This window comes from Rhizobium sp. NPDC092011, from assembly GCF_044756305.1.
Lineage (GTDB): Bacteria > Pseudomonadota > Alphaproteobacteria > Rhizobiales > Rhizobiaceae > Rhizobium.
Genome location: NZ_JBIVSO010000007.1, coordinates 231,358 through 245,803 on the forward strand (window position 1 = coordinate 231,358; position 14,446 = coordinate 245,803).

The 14,446-nt window shown below is 59.8% G+C and carries 12 protein-coding genes; all 12 read right to left on the minus strand.

Annotated features, from left to right (window positions below; genetic code table 11):
- Window positions 1–9: 9 nt before the first annotated feature.
- Window positions 10–1,524 carry a DUF5060 domain-containing protein gene (locus ACIQJ2_RS25440; RefSeq protein WP_400671336.1) on the minus strand — a complete coding sequence of 505 codons (1,515 nt, stop codon included), beginning with the start codon at window positions 1,522–1,524 and terminating at the stop codon, window positions 10–12.
- Window positions 1,525–1,562: 38 nt separating this feature from the next.
- A complete protein-coding gene (locus ACIQJ2_RS25445; RefSeq protein WP_400671333.1) occupies window positions 1,563–2,450 on the minus strand; it encodes a carbohydrate ABC transporter permease in 888 nt (295 codons plus the stop codon).
- On the minus strand, window positions 2,447–3,346 hold the full coding sequence (locus ACIQJ2_RS25450; protein ID WP_400671330.1) for a carbohydrate ABC transporter permease: 900 nt from the start codon (window positions 3,344–3,346) through the stop codon (window positions 2,447–2,449). The genes ACIQJ2_RS25445 and ACIQJ2_RS25450 overlap by 4 nt, the downstream gene beginning before the upstream one ends.
- Window positions 3,347–3,442: 96 nt before the next feature.
- Window positions 3,443–4,696: an ABC transporter substrate-binding protein gene (locus ACIQJ2_RS25455; RefSeq protein ID WP_400671327.1), complete on the minus strand. Its 1,254-nt coding sequence runs from the start codon at window positions 4,694–4,696 to the stop codon at window positions 3,443–3,445.
- Window positions 4,697–4,934: 238 nt separating this feature from the next.
- The gene (locus tag ACIQJ2_RS25460) at window positions 4,935–6,809 is read right to left on the minus strand and encodes a hypothetical protein (RefSeq protein ID WP_400671324.1); all 1,875 of its coding nucleotides are present in this window, start codon (window positions 6,807–6,809) and stop codon (window positions 4,935–4,937) included.
- Entirely contained in the window at window positions 6,806–7,840 is a 1,035-nt protein-coding gene (locus tag ACIQJ2_RS25465; protein WP_400671321.1) for a Gfo/Idh/MocA family protein, read from the minus strand. Before ACIQJ2_RS25465 ends, ACIQJ2_RS25460 begins: the two co-directional genes overlap by 4 nt.
- Window position 7,841: 1 nt before the next feature.
- Window positions 7,842–8,906: an ABC transporter permease gene (locus ACIQJ2_RS25470; protein ID WP_400671319.1), complete on the minus strand. Its 1,065-nt coding sequence runs from the start codon at window positions 8,904–8,906 to the stop codon at window positions 7,842–7,844.
- Window positions 8,903–10,450: a sugar ABC transporter ATP-binding protein gene (locus ACIQJ2_RS25475; RefSeq protein ID WP_400671316.1), complete on the minus strand. Its 1,548-nt coding sequence runs from the start codon at window positions 10,448–10,450 to the stop codon at window positions 8,903–8,905. The genes ACIQJ2_RS25470 and ACIQJ2_RS25475 overlap by 4 nt, the downstream gene beginning before the upstream one ends.
- 2 nt (window positions 10,451–10,452) lie before the next feature.
- Entirely contained in the window at window positions 10,453–11,097 is a 645-nt protein-coding gene (locus ACIQJ2_RS25480) for a DUF2291 family protein (RefSeq protein ID WP_400671313.1), read from the minus strand.
- A gap of 75 nt (window positions 11,098–11,172) precedes the next feature.
- On the minus strand, window positions 11,173–12,114 hold the full coding sequence (locus ACIQJ2_RS25485; protein WP_400671310.1) for a D-ribose ABC transporter substrate-binding protein: 942 nt from the start codon (window positions 12,112–12,114) through the stop codon (window positions 11,173–11,175).
- An 80-nt stretch (window positions 12,115–12,194) separates the two neighbouring features.
- Entirely contained in the window at window positions 12,195–13,022 is an 828-nt protein-coding gene (locus tag ACIQJ2_RS25490; RefSeq protein ID WP_184707220.1) for a phosphogluconate dehydrogenase C-terminal domain-containing protein, read from the minus strand.
- An 85-nt stretch (window positions 13,023–13,107) separates the two neighbouring features.
- Window positions 13,108–14,442, minus strand: a complete 1,335-nt coding sequence (locus tag ACIQJ2_RS25495) for a four-carbon acid sugar kinase family protein (protein WP_400671306.1) — start codon at window positions 14,440–14,442, stop codon at window positions 13,108–13,110.
- Window positions 14,443–14,446 lie beyond the last annotated feature (4 nt).

The window sequence follows — 14,446 nt, forward strand, 5'->3', positions numbered from 1 at the left end:
CTGGATGGATCAGCGCTTCTTGCGGATGCGGAGCGCCTGGTATGGCTTGCCGGGCAGTTCTACGCCGAAGGCGGCATCGGCTTTGCCGCCGCGCACGATCGCGCCATGGCGCGTCGGATGCGGGATCGGTGCCTCCACCTTTTTGGCCGGCGTGATGGTCATTTCCCACGTGTCGATGATGTCGACCTCATAGTCGGTTCCGTGCTTCGGCAGGCCGGTTGACCAGACGACGGGCTGATGTTCGCCGAGATAGATGTAGCTGACATCGCCGTCGCGGGCGCCGGAGACGCGTGTCCATGGCCATTCGCCGAAGGACGCCATCGGCTCGAGGCCGTTGACGACATCCTCTTCCAGAAGATCGCGCAGGAAACCGATGCGCTTCCAGGCTTCACCACGCAGTTCGCCGCCTTTCGCCCACCAGATCAGATCTTGCGGATGCGAATAGGTTTCGCCGTGCCCGGCATAGCCGCCGCGCGTGACCGTGATCCAGAAGCGATGGACAAGCTCCTGCGCCGTCAGGTTGCCCCAGGACTGGATGATGTTGCCCTCATATTCCGGCTCGTCGTTGACGACCGGCTTGCCATAGGCCTCACGCCATTCCTGCGTGCGCTTCACATCCCAGTTCTGGATGCAGGTATGGGTGACCCAGGGCTTGCGATGATCGAAGTTCATCGTCGGCTCGCCGTTATGGATCGACTTCAGATGGCCGTAGGGGTCGTTCTCTTCGAGAATGTGGAAGTAACGATCCCACTGCTGCAGCGGCTTGGTGTCGAGAAGGAAATCATATTCGTTGGCAAGCGCCCACCAGACGTTGCGATAGGCGGCAAGGCGTGCGGCGAGATAGGCGACATAGCGGAAATCCTGTTCGGCCGACATGTCGGCATAGCCCCAGCGGTCGTAGGGGTGGAACATGATGATGTCGGCTTCGATGCCGAGTTTGCAAAGGGCTGCGACTTGGTTCTCGAAATGGCGGAAGAGGACCGGGTTCGGGCGATCGAAGTCTTGCCTGCCGTCCGCATCCACTTCGAAGCAGGCGTAAAGCGGCTCGTTGACATTATAGGGATAGTCCTTGGGGAAGACGCCCATGCGGATCTTGTTGAAGCGCGACGTCTTCAGTGTCTCGAGTGTCTGGGCCTGCATGTCGAGTGGCTGGTGCGTCCAGGCATAGCAGGTGGTGCCGAAGGACAGGAACGGCTTGCCGTCGGCATAGGCAAAGTGGAACTTGTTGTGGACGTGGACGGGGCCATGGTTGCCCGTCGAGGGCTTGGTCGCGACGAAGGAACCGGTCTTGCCATCCAGTTCCGATGTCTTCGAGCGTGTGCGGAACGACCATTCGCCTTCATTGTCGGGCATGAAGCGAACGCGATAGACGCCGTCGCCATCGTAAAAGCCGGGCACGCGAACCTCGCGGCTGTTCTGGCTGAAAACGGCATCAAATGCTACATCGAGATAGGGATTGCCACTAGAAGGGCCGTTTAGGGCCGCTTCGAAGACACCCCATTTTTCGACGGACGCGTTGGACATGAAATTCTCCTCGGAAGATATATGGATGGTGCGACCGCTCAGCCCTTGACGGCGCCGGAGGTAAGGCCGGAGACGAAGTAGCGCTGGAAGATCAGATAGACGATGGTGGCCGGCAGCACGGTCATGACGATTGCCGCGTTCAACTGGCCGTAATCATTGGAAAACTGGCCCTGGAATGACATCAGCCCGAGCGGCAGTGTCCACATGTGCTGGTCCTGCAAAAGCACGAGCGCCATTGCGAATTCGTTCCAGGTGGAGACGAAATCGAGGATCAACAATGCGGCAAGGACCGGCAGGCAGACGGGCAGGAATATCCGCCGAAAGATGGTGAAGTGGCTTGCGCCATCGATCAGGGCTGCTTCCGACAGTTCCTTCGGAATGCCTCTGAAGAACCCGTGCAGGATAAAGACCTGGTAGGGCACGCCGAAGGCAATGTAAGGCAGGATCACGCCGGGATAGGTGTCGATCAGCCCGAGTGAGTTGACCAGCGTAAACAGCGGCGCCAGCATCACCTGAAAGGGGATCATGGTGCCGAAGACGATTGCGAGCAGCAGCAGCTTGTTGAACTTCAGGCGGATCTTGGCAAGCGCATAGGCCGCCATTGCCGAGAGAAGGAGCCCGATCGGCACTTTGATCACGGTAATGATCGCGCTGTTTAAGAAGGCGCTTGCGAAATTGCCGCGCCCCCAGGCGCTTGAATAGTTGTCAAAGGCCGGCTCGAGCGGAGGCATGAACGCGCCGGTCGACGTCACGTCGGCCTGGGTCTTCAACGAGGTAAAGACGATGAACACGAAGGGCGCAAGCCAGATCGCGGCGACGATGAGCAGCGCGATCCACAGGCCGATCAAGACAGGATCGCGCTTGCGCTTCGCCGGAATGACGGTCTCGAAGCTGTCTGACATTGATGTTGCCGATGCTGCCGTCATTGTTCGGCCTCCTCGTGCTTCTGCGTCCAGCGCAGATAGGGAATGACGACGACGATGGTGATCAGCAGGAGCACGACCGAGATCGCAGCACCGCGGCCGAAATCGAAGATCTGCATGGCTTGGGTGAACGCCCACAGTGCCAGCATCTGGGTGGATTGCGCCGGGCCGCCACCGGTCAGGCCGTAGACGATATCGAAGGCTTTCAGCGAGGAGATGACCGAGAGCACCAGCACGATGGTCAAGGTCGTGCGTAGCGCCGGCAGGGTCACGTAGCGGAAGATATTGAAGCGTCCCGCGCCGTCGATGCGGGCTGCCTCGACCAGCGTCTGCGAGACATTCTGCAGACCGGCAAGAAACAGAACCATGGAGAAGCCGACGGACTGCCAGAGATAGGCAACGAAGACGGAATAGAGCGCGATATCCTTGTTGCCGAGCCAGTCCTGGATCCAGTCCTGCAGACCTATCGAAGTCAGGATTTCGGTGAAGAGGCCGAAGAATGGATCGTACATCCACTTCCACATGGTCGCGACCGCGATCGGGGCGATGATGACTGGCAGGTAGAAGATGGCGCGGAAGGTATTGCGGGCAAAGAGCCTCTGATTGAGGCTGAGGGCCAGCAACAGACCGACCATGGGCGGAAAGATCACGCACATGATCGTCCAGATCACGGTGTTGCGGAACGCCACCCAGAAGACCGGATCCTGTGTGAAGATATATTGGTAGTTCGCCAGGCCGACGAACGGGCGCTGCGGATCGAGGCCGTTCCATTTCTGGAAGCTCAGCACCACCACGTTCAGCATCGGATAAAGCGCGAAAATCGCGTAGATCAGCATGGCCGGCGCAAGCAATATTGCTGCCTGAACGCGGGGATCCTGGGTTCTGTTGCGCAATGACATTCTGGTTGCTCCCGGCGGCAAGAGACGCTTGGGCATGAGGGTGAGGGAAGCCGTCCGCCGCGATTGGCAATCGGAGTGGCGGCCTCCCTCGATCGATCAGGTGCGACCGGAGATGAAGCTCTGCAGCTGCTTGACAGCATCGGCCGGCTGAATGTTGCCGGAAGCGACGTCGTTGATCACCCGGAAGTATTCGGTGGTGACGTCAAGCGGGAAGGCCTGGTCGCCATTCATGTAGACCTTGCTGTAGGTCTTGAAGATCTCAAGCCATTTCGCCTCGAGCGGCTTCTGGTCCTTATACTGCACATTCTTGTTGACCGAGATCGAGCTGATCTGGCCGACGAGATCCTGCTGCACCTTGGTCGACAGGAAATAGTCGAGGAATTTGGCGGCAAGATCGGGGTTCTTGCTCTTGGTGCTGACGTAATTGTATTCGGCGAAGCCATAAAGGCGGTTCGTATTCGTCGGGAAGGGTATAACGCCGTAGTCGTCGAGGTTGGCCTTGCTGCCACTCAGCTGGCTGACCAGCCAGTCGCCTTCGAGCATCATTGCAGCACGGCCGGCGACGAACAGTGTATAAGACTGCTGATTGCTGATGCCCATGAACGGCTTCAGCGTGTAGTCCTTCGTCCACTTGGCAAATTCGCTGAAGGCGTCGGTTGCACAGGCTTCCTTCGTCCAGTCGGCCTTCATGGCCATCAATGCGTCATGCTTGTCAGCACCGCATTTTGTTTCGAGCAGTACGTCCATCAGGCGCATGACATGCCAATTGACCGAGCCGCCAAAGGTGAAGGCCGGAATTCCCGCCGTCTTGAGCTTGTCGGCCGCGGCAAGCAACTCCTCATAGGTCTTCGGTTCCTGGGCGATGCCGGCCTTCTGGAAGAGCTTCTTGTTGTAGTAGATCGCCTCGCCCTTGAAGGTGAAGGGGACGCCATGCTTGCCACCCGGGTAAAGATCGGCAAAGGCCGCTGCAGATGGAAGCAGCTCATCAGCCCACTTGTATTGGGTGTAGTATTTATCGAGCGGCAGCGATAGGCCTGCTTTCACATATTCGCCGCCGAGGCCGAGGCCTGCCCAGCTGAAATAGATGTCCGGGCCCTTGCTGGAGCCTGCCGCCACGCGCAGTGCGGTCTTATGCTCGTCGACGCCGCGCTGGACGATTTCGACGTGAGTGCCGGGATTGGCCGCCTCGAAGTCTTTCGCGACTTTCTTCAATGCGCCGTTTGCGGCGCCATTGTCGAAGTTCAGCGTCCACATCGTCAGATCTTCTGCCGCAACATTGGTTGCTGAAAATGCCGCCGCAGCGATCGCCGCAGCACCGAACCAACGCGCATATTTGGTGTTGATAGCCATCTCCCATCCTCCTCTGAGCAAAGCTGATGGCGGTTTTGGCAAATAGTTATCAACATGTCAACTGGTATGATGAGCTAATCAGCATTGCGATACTATTCACTCTTAAGCGCAGCCATCCTCTGCCACCAACTTGCCCTCGCCAGGCACCGCCGCCGTCGGCGGCGGCTTGCTTTCTCCGATGTGGCGTCTATTGGCCCTCTTCGGCGCCGGAAGTGCAAAGAGCTCGCTGGAGATGATGTCAGCCCGCCAGATCCAGAGAAGCCGTCGCATAGGCTTCGAGCGTCAACCGTCTGCTTCCCGGATGTTTCATCAGTCGGAACTCTCCAAGCCCGATCTCCTGCGGGCGAGGGGTGATGTTGACCAGGTGGAGTTGTCGCGATAGCCCGAGAGTTCCGGTGATGAAGGCGAGAACTGCGGTCGGATCGGATGAGAGGCATTCCTGCCAGTTGCGTCCCGCAAGCCGAGACAGGGTGGAGACTGCAGCAAAGAGCGGCCGTGGCGTTCCGGGCGCTGAGGGTTCACCCTCTGCAGCGATCACCCCGAAGGTCCCGGTTAGCGCCGAAAGCGTCAGGCATTCCAATCCGGCATCGAGGATGCGAGCAGTATAGCCAAATGCGAAGGCATTGCCGAAACGCGCATTGTGCCGTGGATCTTCATTGGCCATGGCGATGCGCCCGCCGCACGGATTGTCCATGGTCCGGCTGCCATACGGGTTCTGTCGCATCGGTATCGTCGAAGGGCCGATGCGGTAGGGCTTGTCGCCGTAGATGCTGCGCACCGAGCGCGTGATGAAGGGAAGTGCTTCCAGCGTTTGCATGACGCTGAGATCGTCGGCTGCATGCACGATCGGATTGGTGCAGTGGGTGATGAATGCAAGCATGTCCGCGGGAACGCGTTTGCGATTGAGCTCGGTAAAATAGCTCAGCATGCCGCCGCCAAGACGCATATCGACAAAGGTGGCGCGAGCGGCTGCATAGACTTCTTCGAGAGGCGGGCATTCAGGCCACTTGCTGCCCGGCGGCGTCGATTGCCGGTCAACCGACGGTGATATCACCAAGGCATCGGGCTTGAAGCCCGCATCTCGCATCAAAGTGGCGATTTGCTGCGTTTCAGCAAAAGGGGGAAGACGGCACGGCAAGGCGATTTCCACGGTTGATCGCCCGGTATGACCTGCTGCAATGGCCGCAAACGACTTGAGTGCATCGATGCCGTGTCCCGCGCCGGGATCGAAATGAAACAGAAGCTCCTGCGGCGCGATTTCACGCAGCCGGTCGCGGGCTAGAAGGGTGGCCTCGGCGTCCTCGGGCGTGATCAGAAGCCCGATTGCCGGCATGGTACCGGACCTGTCTCCGAGGCTCAGCGTGATCGGACGCGCAGCGGTCGCCGGCGTGCGCGTCGAGCGCCGCATGTCGCCAAGGGTGAGAACGACGCGTTGCCCCACCCGATCGCCGGCGGGAAGATGATAGGGCCACGGCAAGGCGAGGGGGCGAACATAGGTCTTATAGGAGGCATCGGACCAGTTGCGCTGGTCTTCCATTTCGAAAGTATCGCCCTCCATGCGGCACTCGGCCGTGATATGCGGTGAGACGCTATGGGTAATTGCGCGCATGTCCTTGAAGGGCTGCCAAGGCTCGATAAGGTCGGGAAAATGTGTGTCCTCATGCGAGCCATCAACATGCTCGACGGACACCGGCATGCCAGCAACCCCGATGATCGGATGCAGGATACAAAAGCCGCAGCGGTTGGTTTCGAACCCGGTTGCGGAATGTGCTTCCGCTTCAAAGACCAGCGCTTCGCCCTCTTCGGCAGCAATTCTCACCTCGATCGCCAGCTCTGTGTCAAAAGGCCCCGCGCAGCGCGCAATGTAGGTTACCGAAAAGCCGCCCTCACGCTGATCGATCCGCAGATCGTCGATGCGAGGCGCATAGGTGCCCCAGTCCCGATCGCGAACCAGATAGGAAACGGCTCGCAAAACTTCGGCGCCATCATAGCAAATGGTCCGCAGGTTCCCGTCCTTGAAATCCGCGGTGAGCGGGCCTGCCGTCAATCTTGTGGGGGACGTTTCCGTCTCACGCGTGCCGTAGAGCTGAAACGGATCGATCTTGGTCGTCATTGCAGCAATGCTCCGATATCGACCGTATGTCCGCTCGCTGCACTATCGTAGGCCGCTTCGACAAGCGCGAGCGTTTTGAGATTGTCTGCTCCGGACGTGGATGTCTCGGTGCCGTCTGCCAGACGGTCCGCCCAATGCTGCTGGATCGCCAGAACGCTTTCCTGGATATTGTGCCAGGGGCGCGACGCCCAGGAGAGAAGCTCTGGCGAGACATCGGAGATCGCAACGCCATCGGGTCCGGTAACCTCGAGACGATAGCCCTGCGACAGCCTGATCGAACCCTTCGTGCCGTCGAGTTCAATCAGCGTTTCCGGGAAGGGCTCCGTGGAAAGCCTGGAGGCATAGCTGACGTCGACGATCGATGTCGCGCCGCTCTCGTGGTCGAGCAGGATCGTGGCGACATCCTCGCCCTTGATCGCCGGATTGACCCGCTTCGTGCGGGCCGTCAGCGTGGCGACATCACCGAGAATGAAGCGGGCGATGTCGAGCGTATGGATGCCGAGATCCTCGATGATGAAGCGCTCGCCTTCGGCAAGATAGGGCTGGCCGGAGAAAACATCAAAGCCGGACCGGAAGGAGAAACGGCCCCAGAAGGGCTCGCCGATCGCACCCGATCGGAGAACCGTCTTGACCGCCTGGATGGGCGTCTGCCAGCGGAAATTCTCATGCACCATCAGCGGCACGCCGGCCTGGGCGCAGAAGGCAACCATTGCCTTGGCATCGCTCAGGGTCTTTGCAAAGGGCTTCTGGCAGATCGCCGGGACTTTATGGGAAGCCGCCATTTCCACCAGAGCGCGGTGACTTGCCACCGTCGTTGCGATGTCGACAAAATCGAAGCCGCCATCCGCAAACATGGCCGCAGCATCACTATAACGACGCTCGATGCAGAACTGGTCGCCGACGAGCTTCAGTCGCTCGAGGTCCCGGTCGCAGATCGCGACGATTTGAGCACCCTTCACGTCCTGCCACGCGTGCATCTGATTGATTGCGAAGAAACCGCAACCGATCAACGCACCTTTGAGTTCCACCATTTCAACCTGCCTTTGCCATTTGCATGAGAGTGACGCGCTGCTGCAGGCGTCGCTGCGCCTGGTCCACGACAACAGCGATGATAATGACCAGCCCCTTGATGACCATCTGCCAGAAGGATGACACGCCCATCATCACCAAGCCGTCGGAAAGGATGCCGATGACGAAGGCGCCGATGATCGTGCCGCCTATGGTGCCGCGACCGCCCGACATGGAGGTGCCGCCAAGTACTGCTGCGGCAATCGCATTCAGTTCGAAACTTTCACCCGTTGCGGGATGCGCCGCCATCAGCTCCGACGAAATGACGATGCCGACGATGGCGGCACACAGGCCGGAGAACATATAGACGAAGATCTTGACCACATCGACGCGAATGCCGGACATGCGCGCGGCGCGCTCGTTTCCGCCGACGGCGAAGATGTGCCGGCCAATCGGCGTCGAGCGAGAAACGTAGGTGGCGATCAGCGCCAGAACGATCAGGATCCAGATCGAAACCGGAAGGCCGAACAGGCGTCCGGCGCCGAAAACGTCGAAACCGGTCGTGTCATATTCCGCCCGCCCGATCAGGTTCGGAAAGGTCTGGCCGTCGGAAGACAGGAGCGCCAGGCCGCGGGCGACATAGAGCGTTCCAAGGGTCGCGATGAAGGGTGCGACGGTGAGCTTGGTGATGAGCAGGCCGTTGATGAGCCCGATCAGCAGCCCGACGGCAAGGGTGATGAGGATGATCTCGTAGATGTTGAAGTAGACGGTATAGCCGATCGGCAGTTCGACGCCGTTGAGAATGAGGGCGCCGGCCACCATGCCGCAAAGTCCGACGATCGAACCCACGGAGAGGTCAATGCCGCCGGTCACGATTACGAAGGTCATGCCCATGGCGAGAAAGGCGTTGAGCGCCACGTGTTTCGACATCAGGATGATGTTGGCGGTCGAGGTGAAGTTCGGCGCGAAGATCGCAAAGAAGATGATCACCGCAAAGAGCGCAATGAAAGTCCTGAGCTTCATCAATGTCAGGAGGACGGAGCCGTTCGAGCTTTTGGCCGCAAAGGCGGAGGATGTGTCTGCCGTCATGATGCGAGTTTCCCTGTATGTCCGTGTCCCTTGGCCGATGCTGCGATGATGGCCTCTTCGGTGGCTTCGCGTCTGTCGAGAATGGTCACGAGCTTGCCGTTGCTGAGTACGGCGATGCGGTCTGAAAGGGCCATGACCTCTTCAAGGTCCGATGTTGAAAACAAGATTGCCAGCCCGTTGCCGGCGAGCCGGCGCATGGTGCGGAAGACATCGGCCTTGGCGCCGACGTCGATGCCGCGGCTCGGTTCATCCATGAAGAGCACCTTCGGGTCCGTCATCAAGGCCTTGCCGATAACCACCTTCTGCTGGTTGCCGCCCGACATGGAGGTGACCTCGAAATCAGGATTGGGCGCCTTGATCGCGAGATCGCGGATCATGGCGTGAATGGCGGTCTTTTCCGCGGCTGCATCGATGTGAACGAAGAGGCGGGCGAAGCGACCGAGGCTCGCAAGCGTCAAATTGCTGGCGATCGACAGGACCTGCACCAATCCTTCGCGCTGGCGATCTTCGGGGATCAGGGCCAGCCCCTTGCGGATGCGTCGGGTGGTATCACGGGCGCGGACCTCCTCGCCCTTAATGAAAATTCGCCCGGTCGAATGCGCGTGCCGGCCCATCACGCATTCGAAGAATTCGCTGCGACCGGCGCCCATAAGGCCATATATGCCGAGGATTTCGCCGGCGTGCACGGAAAGCGAGACATGATCGACGGCAAGGCCGCCGGTGCGCCTCGGCAGGCTGATATCCTCAGCGCGAAAGGCTTCGCCCCCGATGGTGTGCTTGCCGGATTTGGCAAAGTCCTTGGCATCGGACCCGATCATCGAGCGGACGATCCACTGCGTATCGATGTCGCGAACCATGGCCTGGCCTGTGATCTGCCCGTCGCGCAAAACGGTGATGAAGTCGCCGATGCGCATGAGCTCTTCCAACCGGTGCGAGATATAGACGATCGCAACGCCCTGTGCCTTCAGCTCGGCAATCACCTTGAAGAGAATATCGACCTCGGCAGCCGAAAGCGCCGATGTTGGTTCGTCCATGATCAGAATGCGAGCATCAAGCGAAATCGCCTTGGCGATCTCGACCAGTTGCTGCTGCCCGATGGGAAGATCCTCAACCATGGTCTCGGCACTGATGTCGGCGTCCAGCTTCTTCAGGAACCCATTCGCCCGTTCGATCTGTGCCTTGTGATCGATGCCGAGAATGCCGCGCGTGATTTCACGCGTCGCGAACATGTTCTCGGCGACGGACATGTTGGCGAAGAGGTTGAGCTCCTGGAAAATCATGCCGATGCCGCGTGCCTGTGCATCGGCCGGATTGCTGAAGGAGACCTCCTGGCCCTCAAGTAGGATGCGACCGGACGTCGGGCGTTCGACGCCTGCTATGATCTTCATCAGCGTCGACTTGCCGGCGCCGTTTTCGCCGACCAGAACATTGACGGAGCCGCGACGGAGCTCGAGATTGGCGCGCTTCACCGCGACGATGCCGGAATAGACCTTGGAGACCTCTTCCAGGCGCAGGATAATGTCATTGCCGGATGTGGTGCCCATCGTCATTGGCCCAAAGTCAGAGCTGAAGGCGTTATCAGAGGCAACTGCCCGGAGGCGGGTCGGGGGAATGCGCCTGTGACATTGATCGACTTGCCGACGAGACCGTCACGGGGCAGGGCGGCAAGGAATGACGCATTGGCCTTCTCATTGAAAGCCTTGCCAAACTGCGCCCATTCGATCTGGTTCTTGAAACTGTTGAAATCGACGAACTCAAGCGCATCGCGAATTGCCGTTCCGCGGATGGCAGGCCCGATCTGGACCTTCGCGTCGGCTTTGCCATCGCCATCGACGTCCACATCCACTGTGGCAGCGCGGGAGGTCGTATCCGCCGCGACGATCCTGCCGCTGAGTTTCACGGCATAGGTCCATGGCGAGCCGGACTGCTTGCGCGGGTTGCCGAACTTGGCTCCGGCTTCATCCGGGCTTGCGGCAGCAAGTTGCTGCACCGCTTTCAGGTCGCCGGCGCGCCTATCAAGATCCGGTATCGCCTGCGACTGCCAGATCGCATCGACCCTGGCAGCCGGATCGAAAGCGTTCTTTGCTTCCGCTGCAGCTTTTTCTTCGGCGGTCGGCGTCTTGACGATCTTGCATCCGGGCAATGCTGTGACCAGCATGATGGCCGCAATCACCCCAACGATCCTCGCCATGCAATGCACCTCAATTTCTCGCTGAAACAATGCGGAGAGCGTGATGCACGCTCTCCGCCGCTGCATGGGTTGCCGTTAGTTCTTGAGCGCGAAGGTTTCGAGCTTGTCGGCATTGCCGGCGTTGACGAGGATACAATCCATCAATTGCTTCTCGTCCTTGGGCAGGGTCTTGTTCTTGACATAGGCGTCGGCCTGCTGCACCGCCATCTGTGCCTGGGCATAGGCTGGCTGAAGCACGGTTGCCTTGATGCCGCCTGCCTTGATGGAATCGCGCACGTCGTTCGACCCATCGAAGCCAACAACGATCACATCCTTGCGGCCGGCTGCCTGAAGTGCGGCAATCGCCCCCATCGCCATCGTGTCATTGCCGGAGATCACTCCCTTGATGTCCGGATTTGCCTGGAGGATGGTTTCCATCTTGGCGTATGCCTCGGTCTGGCTCCAGTTTGCCGACTGCTTGGCGACGAGTTTCAGGTCCGGAAAATCATTGATGACGTCATGATAGCCCTGGGAACGGATGCCGGCATTGGTGTCGGATTCCTTGCCAACAAGCTCGACGTAATTGCCCTTCTCGCCCATCAGCTTGACGAATTCCTGGGCACCGAGCTGGGCGCCCTGATAGTTGTTGGAAACGATCTGGGCCGCCGCCACGCCGGTGGCGTTGATCTCACGGTCGATAAGGAAGGAGGGGATGCCTGCATCCTTGGCCTTCTTGACGGCGGCGACGGTCGCATCTGCGCCGGCATTGTCGAGAATGATCGCCTTGGCACCGCGCCCGATTGCCGTGTCGATGACCTCAGACTGCTTGTTGGCATCGTCGTCATGGGTCATCACGAGCGCTTCATAACCCAGCTCTTTCGCCTTCGCTTCGGCGCCGACCGCCTCGGCCTTGAAGAACGGATTGTCGTGGGCTGGCGTGATGATTGCAATCAGATCGCCCGAAAAGGCCGGCATTGCCGTTCCCAGAGCAAGCACACCGGCAAAAGCTGCAAGTGTCAGTTTACGCGTCAGTTTCATGGTCTCCTCCCAGTTATGAAACAGGCCCTGTTCCCGGCAGGGCGGCGAAGGGAGGGCGATACCCTCCCCGGGAACGTCGATCAGGTGATGCGACGGATGCTCTCTGCGATTTCCTGTGGTTCGAAGACCTTCTTCCAGTCGTCGCGCATCAAGGCAGGAATGCCGAATTCGATGGCCTTGTTGCAGGCGTCGGAAAACACGCCGTCGACTTCCTTGAAGATGACGGCGCCGAGCACGTTCATGTGGCCGAGCAGGAAGTCACGGGCAGCTTCGGCCGGGACTCCGCGGGTGATGCACTCGTCCATGGCCTGGCGCATGATGACCAATAGCGAGGCGCAAACCGTTTCGGAAAGGCCCGGCTCGAGCATCGCCATCTGCTCGACGGTGACGCGGTGCGACCGCATGACGGGTGCCCAGATGACCTTGGCGATTTCCTCGCCGAGGCCATAGGCGCTCTCGGGTCCCTGCATCAGTGCCGAAACAATATGCTGCTTGGCAAACAGACCGCCGAAATGGTCTTTCTTCGCCTGCATTTCGGTCTCGTCGTTGAAGATTGGCGGATGGCATGGATGGGTGACGAAATAGGTCAGATCTTGGCGCTGCGGCAAATGGCCGGCAAAGGGTGCGGCAGCGTCGAGTGCAACGACCATGGTGCCCGGCTTGAGCTTGTCGACGATGCCGGCGGCAACCTTGCCGATCGCGGTATCCGGCACTGCGAGGATCACGACCTCGGCACCGTCGAGTGCTGCGTCGGCCGGTACGCAATCGACGGAAAGATCATGTTTCAAACGAGCCTTGCCGGCATCGCTGACCTCGACATGGCGCACGTCAAAGCGCGAGCCTTTCAGGTTCTTGGCGAGCCGGTAGCCCATTTTGCCGCCGGCGCCGAAAAGAGCAATTGCAGTCATATTGGTACCTCGTTCACTTTCAGATTGTGGTAGCGCAAGTGGTATGATGAGTCAATGAGTATGCCATTAGATTGATGCGGCGAGGTTAAGATGCCCTGCCGGCCCGGATTTGCGCGAAATAGTCGTCGGTCCCGACCTGCCCGCCCTTCAATGCGATCTGCAGGCCGTTGGTGGGCGCATAGCCGCCATGGGCAGAGCACAGCGGCGATCCAGGCGTTTGCGGCAATGGAAGAAGCGTCGTCAGCGCCTCGACACGGAGTTCCTTCAGAGCGTGGCTCGATGTATCTCCGCCGGCAATAACGGCGCGACCGAGGTTTTCCTGCTCGATCAATCGCCGGAGTATGGTTCCCAGCGCCTGACCGAGATGGTGGCGGGCGTCGGGTATGCGGTCGATGTCGCCACCGCGGTCGGCCGAAGGGCCGAGCGCGGTGTGAAGAATGACGCTGCGGCCAGCCTTCAGACTGGCCATGCCTGTCGCGACGGCTGCATCCAGTGTCTGCGCGGCATGCTCGCCGATAAGCGCCAACGGGTCGAGATCCACACAGTCGAAGCCTTCAGCCATGGCGTGACGGATTTGCCGCTCCGTCGTCGGCGATACGCTGCCGGAGACGACCGCCAGGCGATCGACCTTGCCCGGGGTTGCGAAATCCGGCTTTTCGCCGATTAGGCCTGCGTTGCGCCAGACATTGAAAAGGGCATATTCAATGCCGGAGGAGCCGGCGACGAAGGCGTTGCCTTTGCTCGCAAGGCGCCAGAGCTGGTGACCGGCTGCGGCCTGCGTTTCCGGACCGTCGACGTCAAGCAGCAGGATGGTTTCGCCGGCTGCGGCCAGTTTGTCGATCCGCTCGTCGGCATCGGCTGCGCGGATCGTGACGAGGTCGGCCAGACCAACGTGACGAGATGTTTGCTTGCTCAGATGCGCGGCCAGATCGGCCTCATCCATCGGTGTGACCGGATGGCGGCTCATGACCGGATGCCGGTCGATCCGGAACACTCGGCCCTGATAGGCCGCAAAGAGATGGCCGAAGGCGGTGTAGCGCTTCAGCTGGGGCGCCCCGACGATGACGGGCACGACGGATTGCTCAAAAAGCGCCTTGCCGATCTCGATCGCTTTGCCGATGCTCCCGACCCTCGGGCTGGAATCGAAGGTCGAGCAGACCTTGTAGTGGCAGATGGGGGCATCAAGGTTCCGAAGCCATTTGAATTGAGGTGTCAAATGCTCGTCCATCCATTGCGGTGTTTCGCTGCGGCTGGTGCCGGCAATGCCGATGGCGCGGCAGTCCTTGAACCGCTCCAGCATGGCCTCGTCTGGAATGCCAAGGAAGAGGGCAGTCGGTACGCCATTGGAGGCAAGGGCCTCCATGACGTCGGTCGAACCGGTGAAATCGTCGCCATAATAACTGAGAAGAAGTTTGGACATCGCT

Coding starts and splice junctions, on each gene's coding strand:
- ACIQJ2_RS25440 (WP_400671336.1), bottom strand. CDS start 1,524: ATGTCCAACGCGTCCGTCGAAAAATGGGGTGTCTTCGAAGCGGCCCTA.
- ACIQJ2_RS25445 (WP_400671333.1), bottom strand. CDS start 2,450: ATGACGGCAGCATCGGCAACATCAATGTCAGACAGCTTCGAGACCGTC.
- ACIQJ2_RS25450 (WP_400671330.1), bottom strand. CDS start 3,346: ATGTCATTGCGCAACAGAACCCAGGATCCCCGCGTTCAGGCAGCAATA.
- ACIQJ2_RS25455 (WP_400671327.1), bottom strand. CDS start 4,696: ATGGCTATCAACACCAAATATGCGCGTTGGTTCGGTGCTGCGGCGATC.
- ACIQJ2_RS25460 (WP_400671324.1), bottom strand. CDS start 6,809: ATGACGACCAAGATCGATCCGTTTCAGCTCTACGGCACGCGTGAGACG.
- ACIQJ2_RS25465 (WP_400671321.1), bottom strand. CDS start 7,840: ATGGTGGAACTCAAAGGTGCGTTGATCGGTTGCGGTTTCTTCGCAATC.
- ACIQJ2_RS25470 (WP_400671319.1), bottom strand. CDS start 8,906: ATGACGGCAGACACATCCTCCGCCTTTGCGGCCAAAAGCTCGAACGGC.
- ACIQJ2_RS25475 (WP_400671316.1), bottom strand. CDS start 10,450: ATGGGCACCACATCCGGCAATGACATTATCCTGCGCCTGGAAGAGGTC.
- ACIQJ2_RS25480 (WP_400671313.1), bottom strand. CDS start 11,097: ATGGCGAGGATCGTTGGGGTGATTGCGGCCATCATGCTGGTCACAGCA.
- ACIQJ2_RS25485 (WP_400671310.1), bottom strand. CDS start 12,114: ATGAAACTGACGCGTAAACTGACACTTGCAGCTTTTGCCGGTGTGCTT.
- ACIQJ2_RS25490 (WP_184707220.1), bottom strand. CDS start 13,022: ATGACTGCAATTGCTCTTTTCGGCGCCGGCGGCAAAATGGGCTACCGG.
- ACIQJ2_RS25495 (WP_400671306.1), bottom strand. CDS start 14,442: ATGTCCAAACTTCTTCTCAGTTATTATGGCGACGATTTCACCGGTTCG.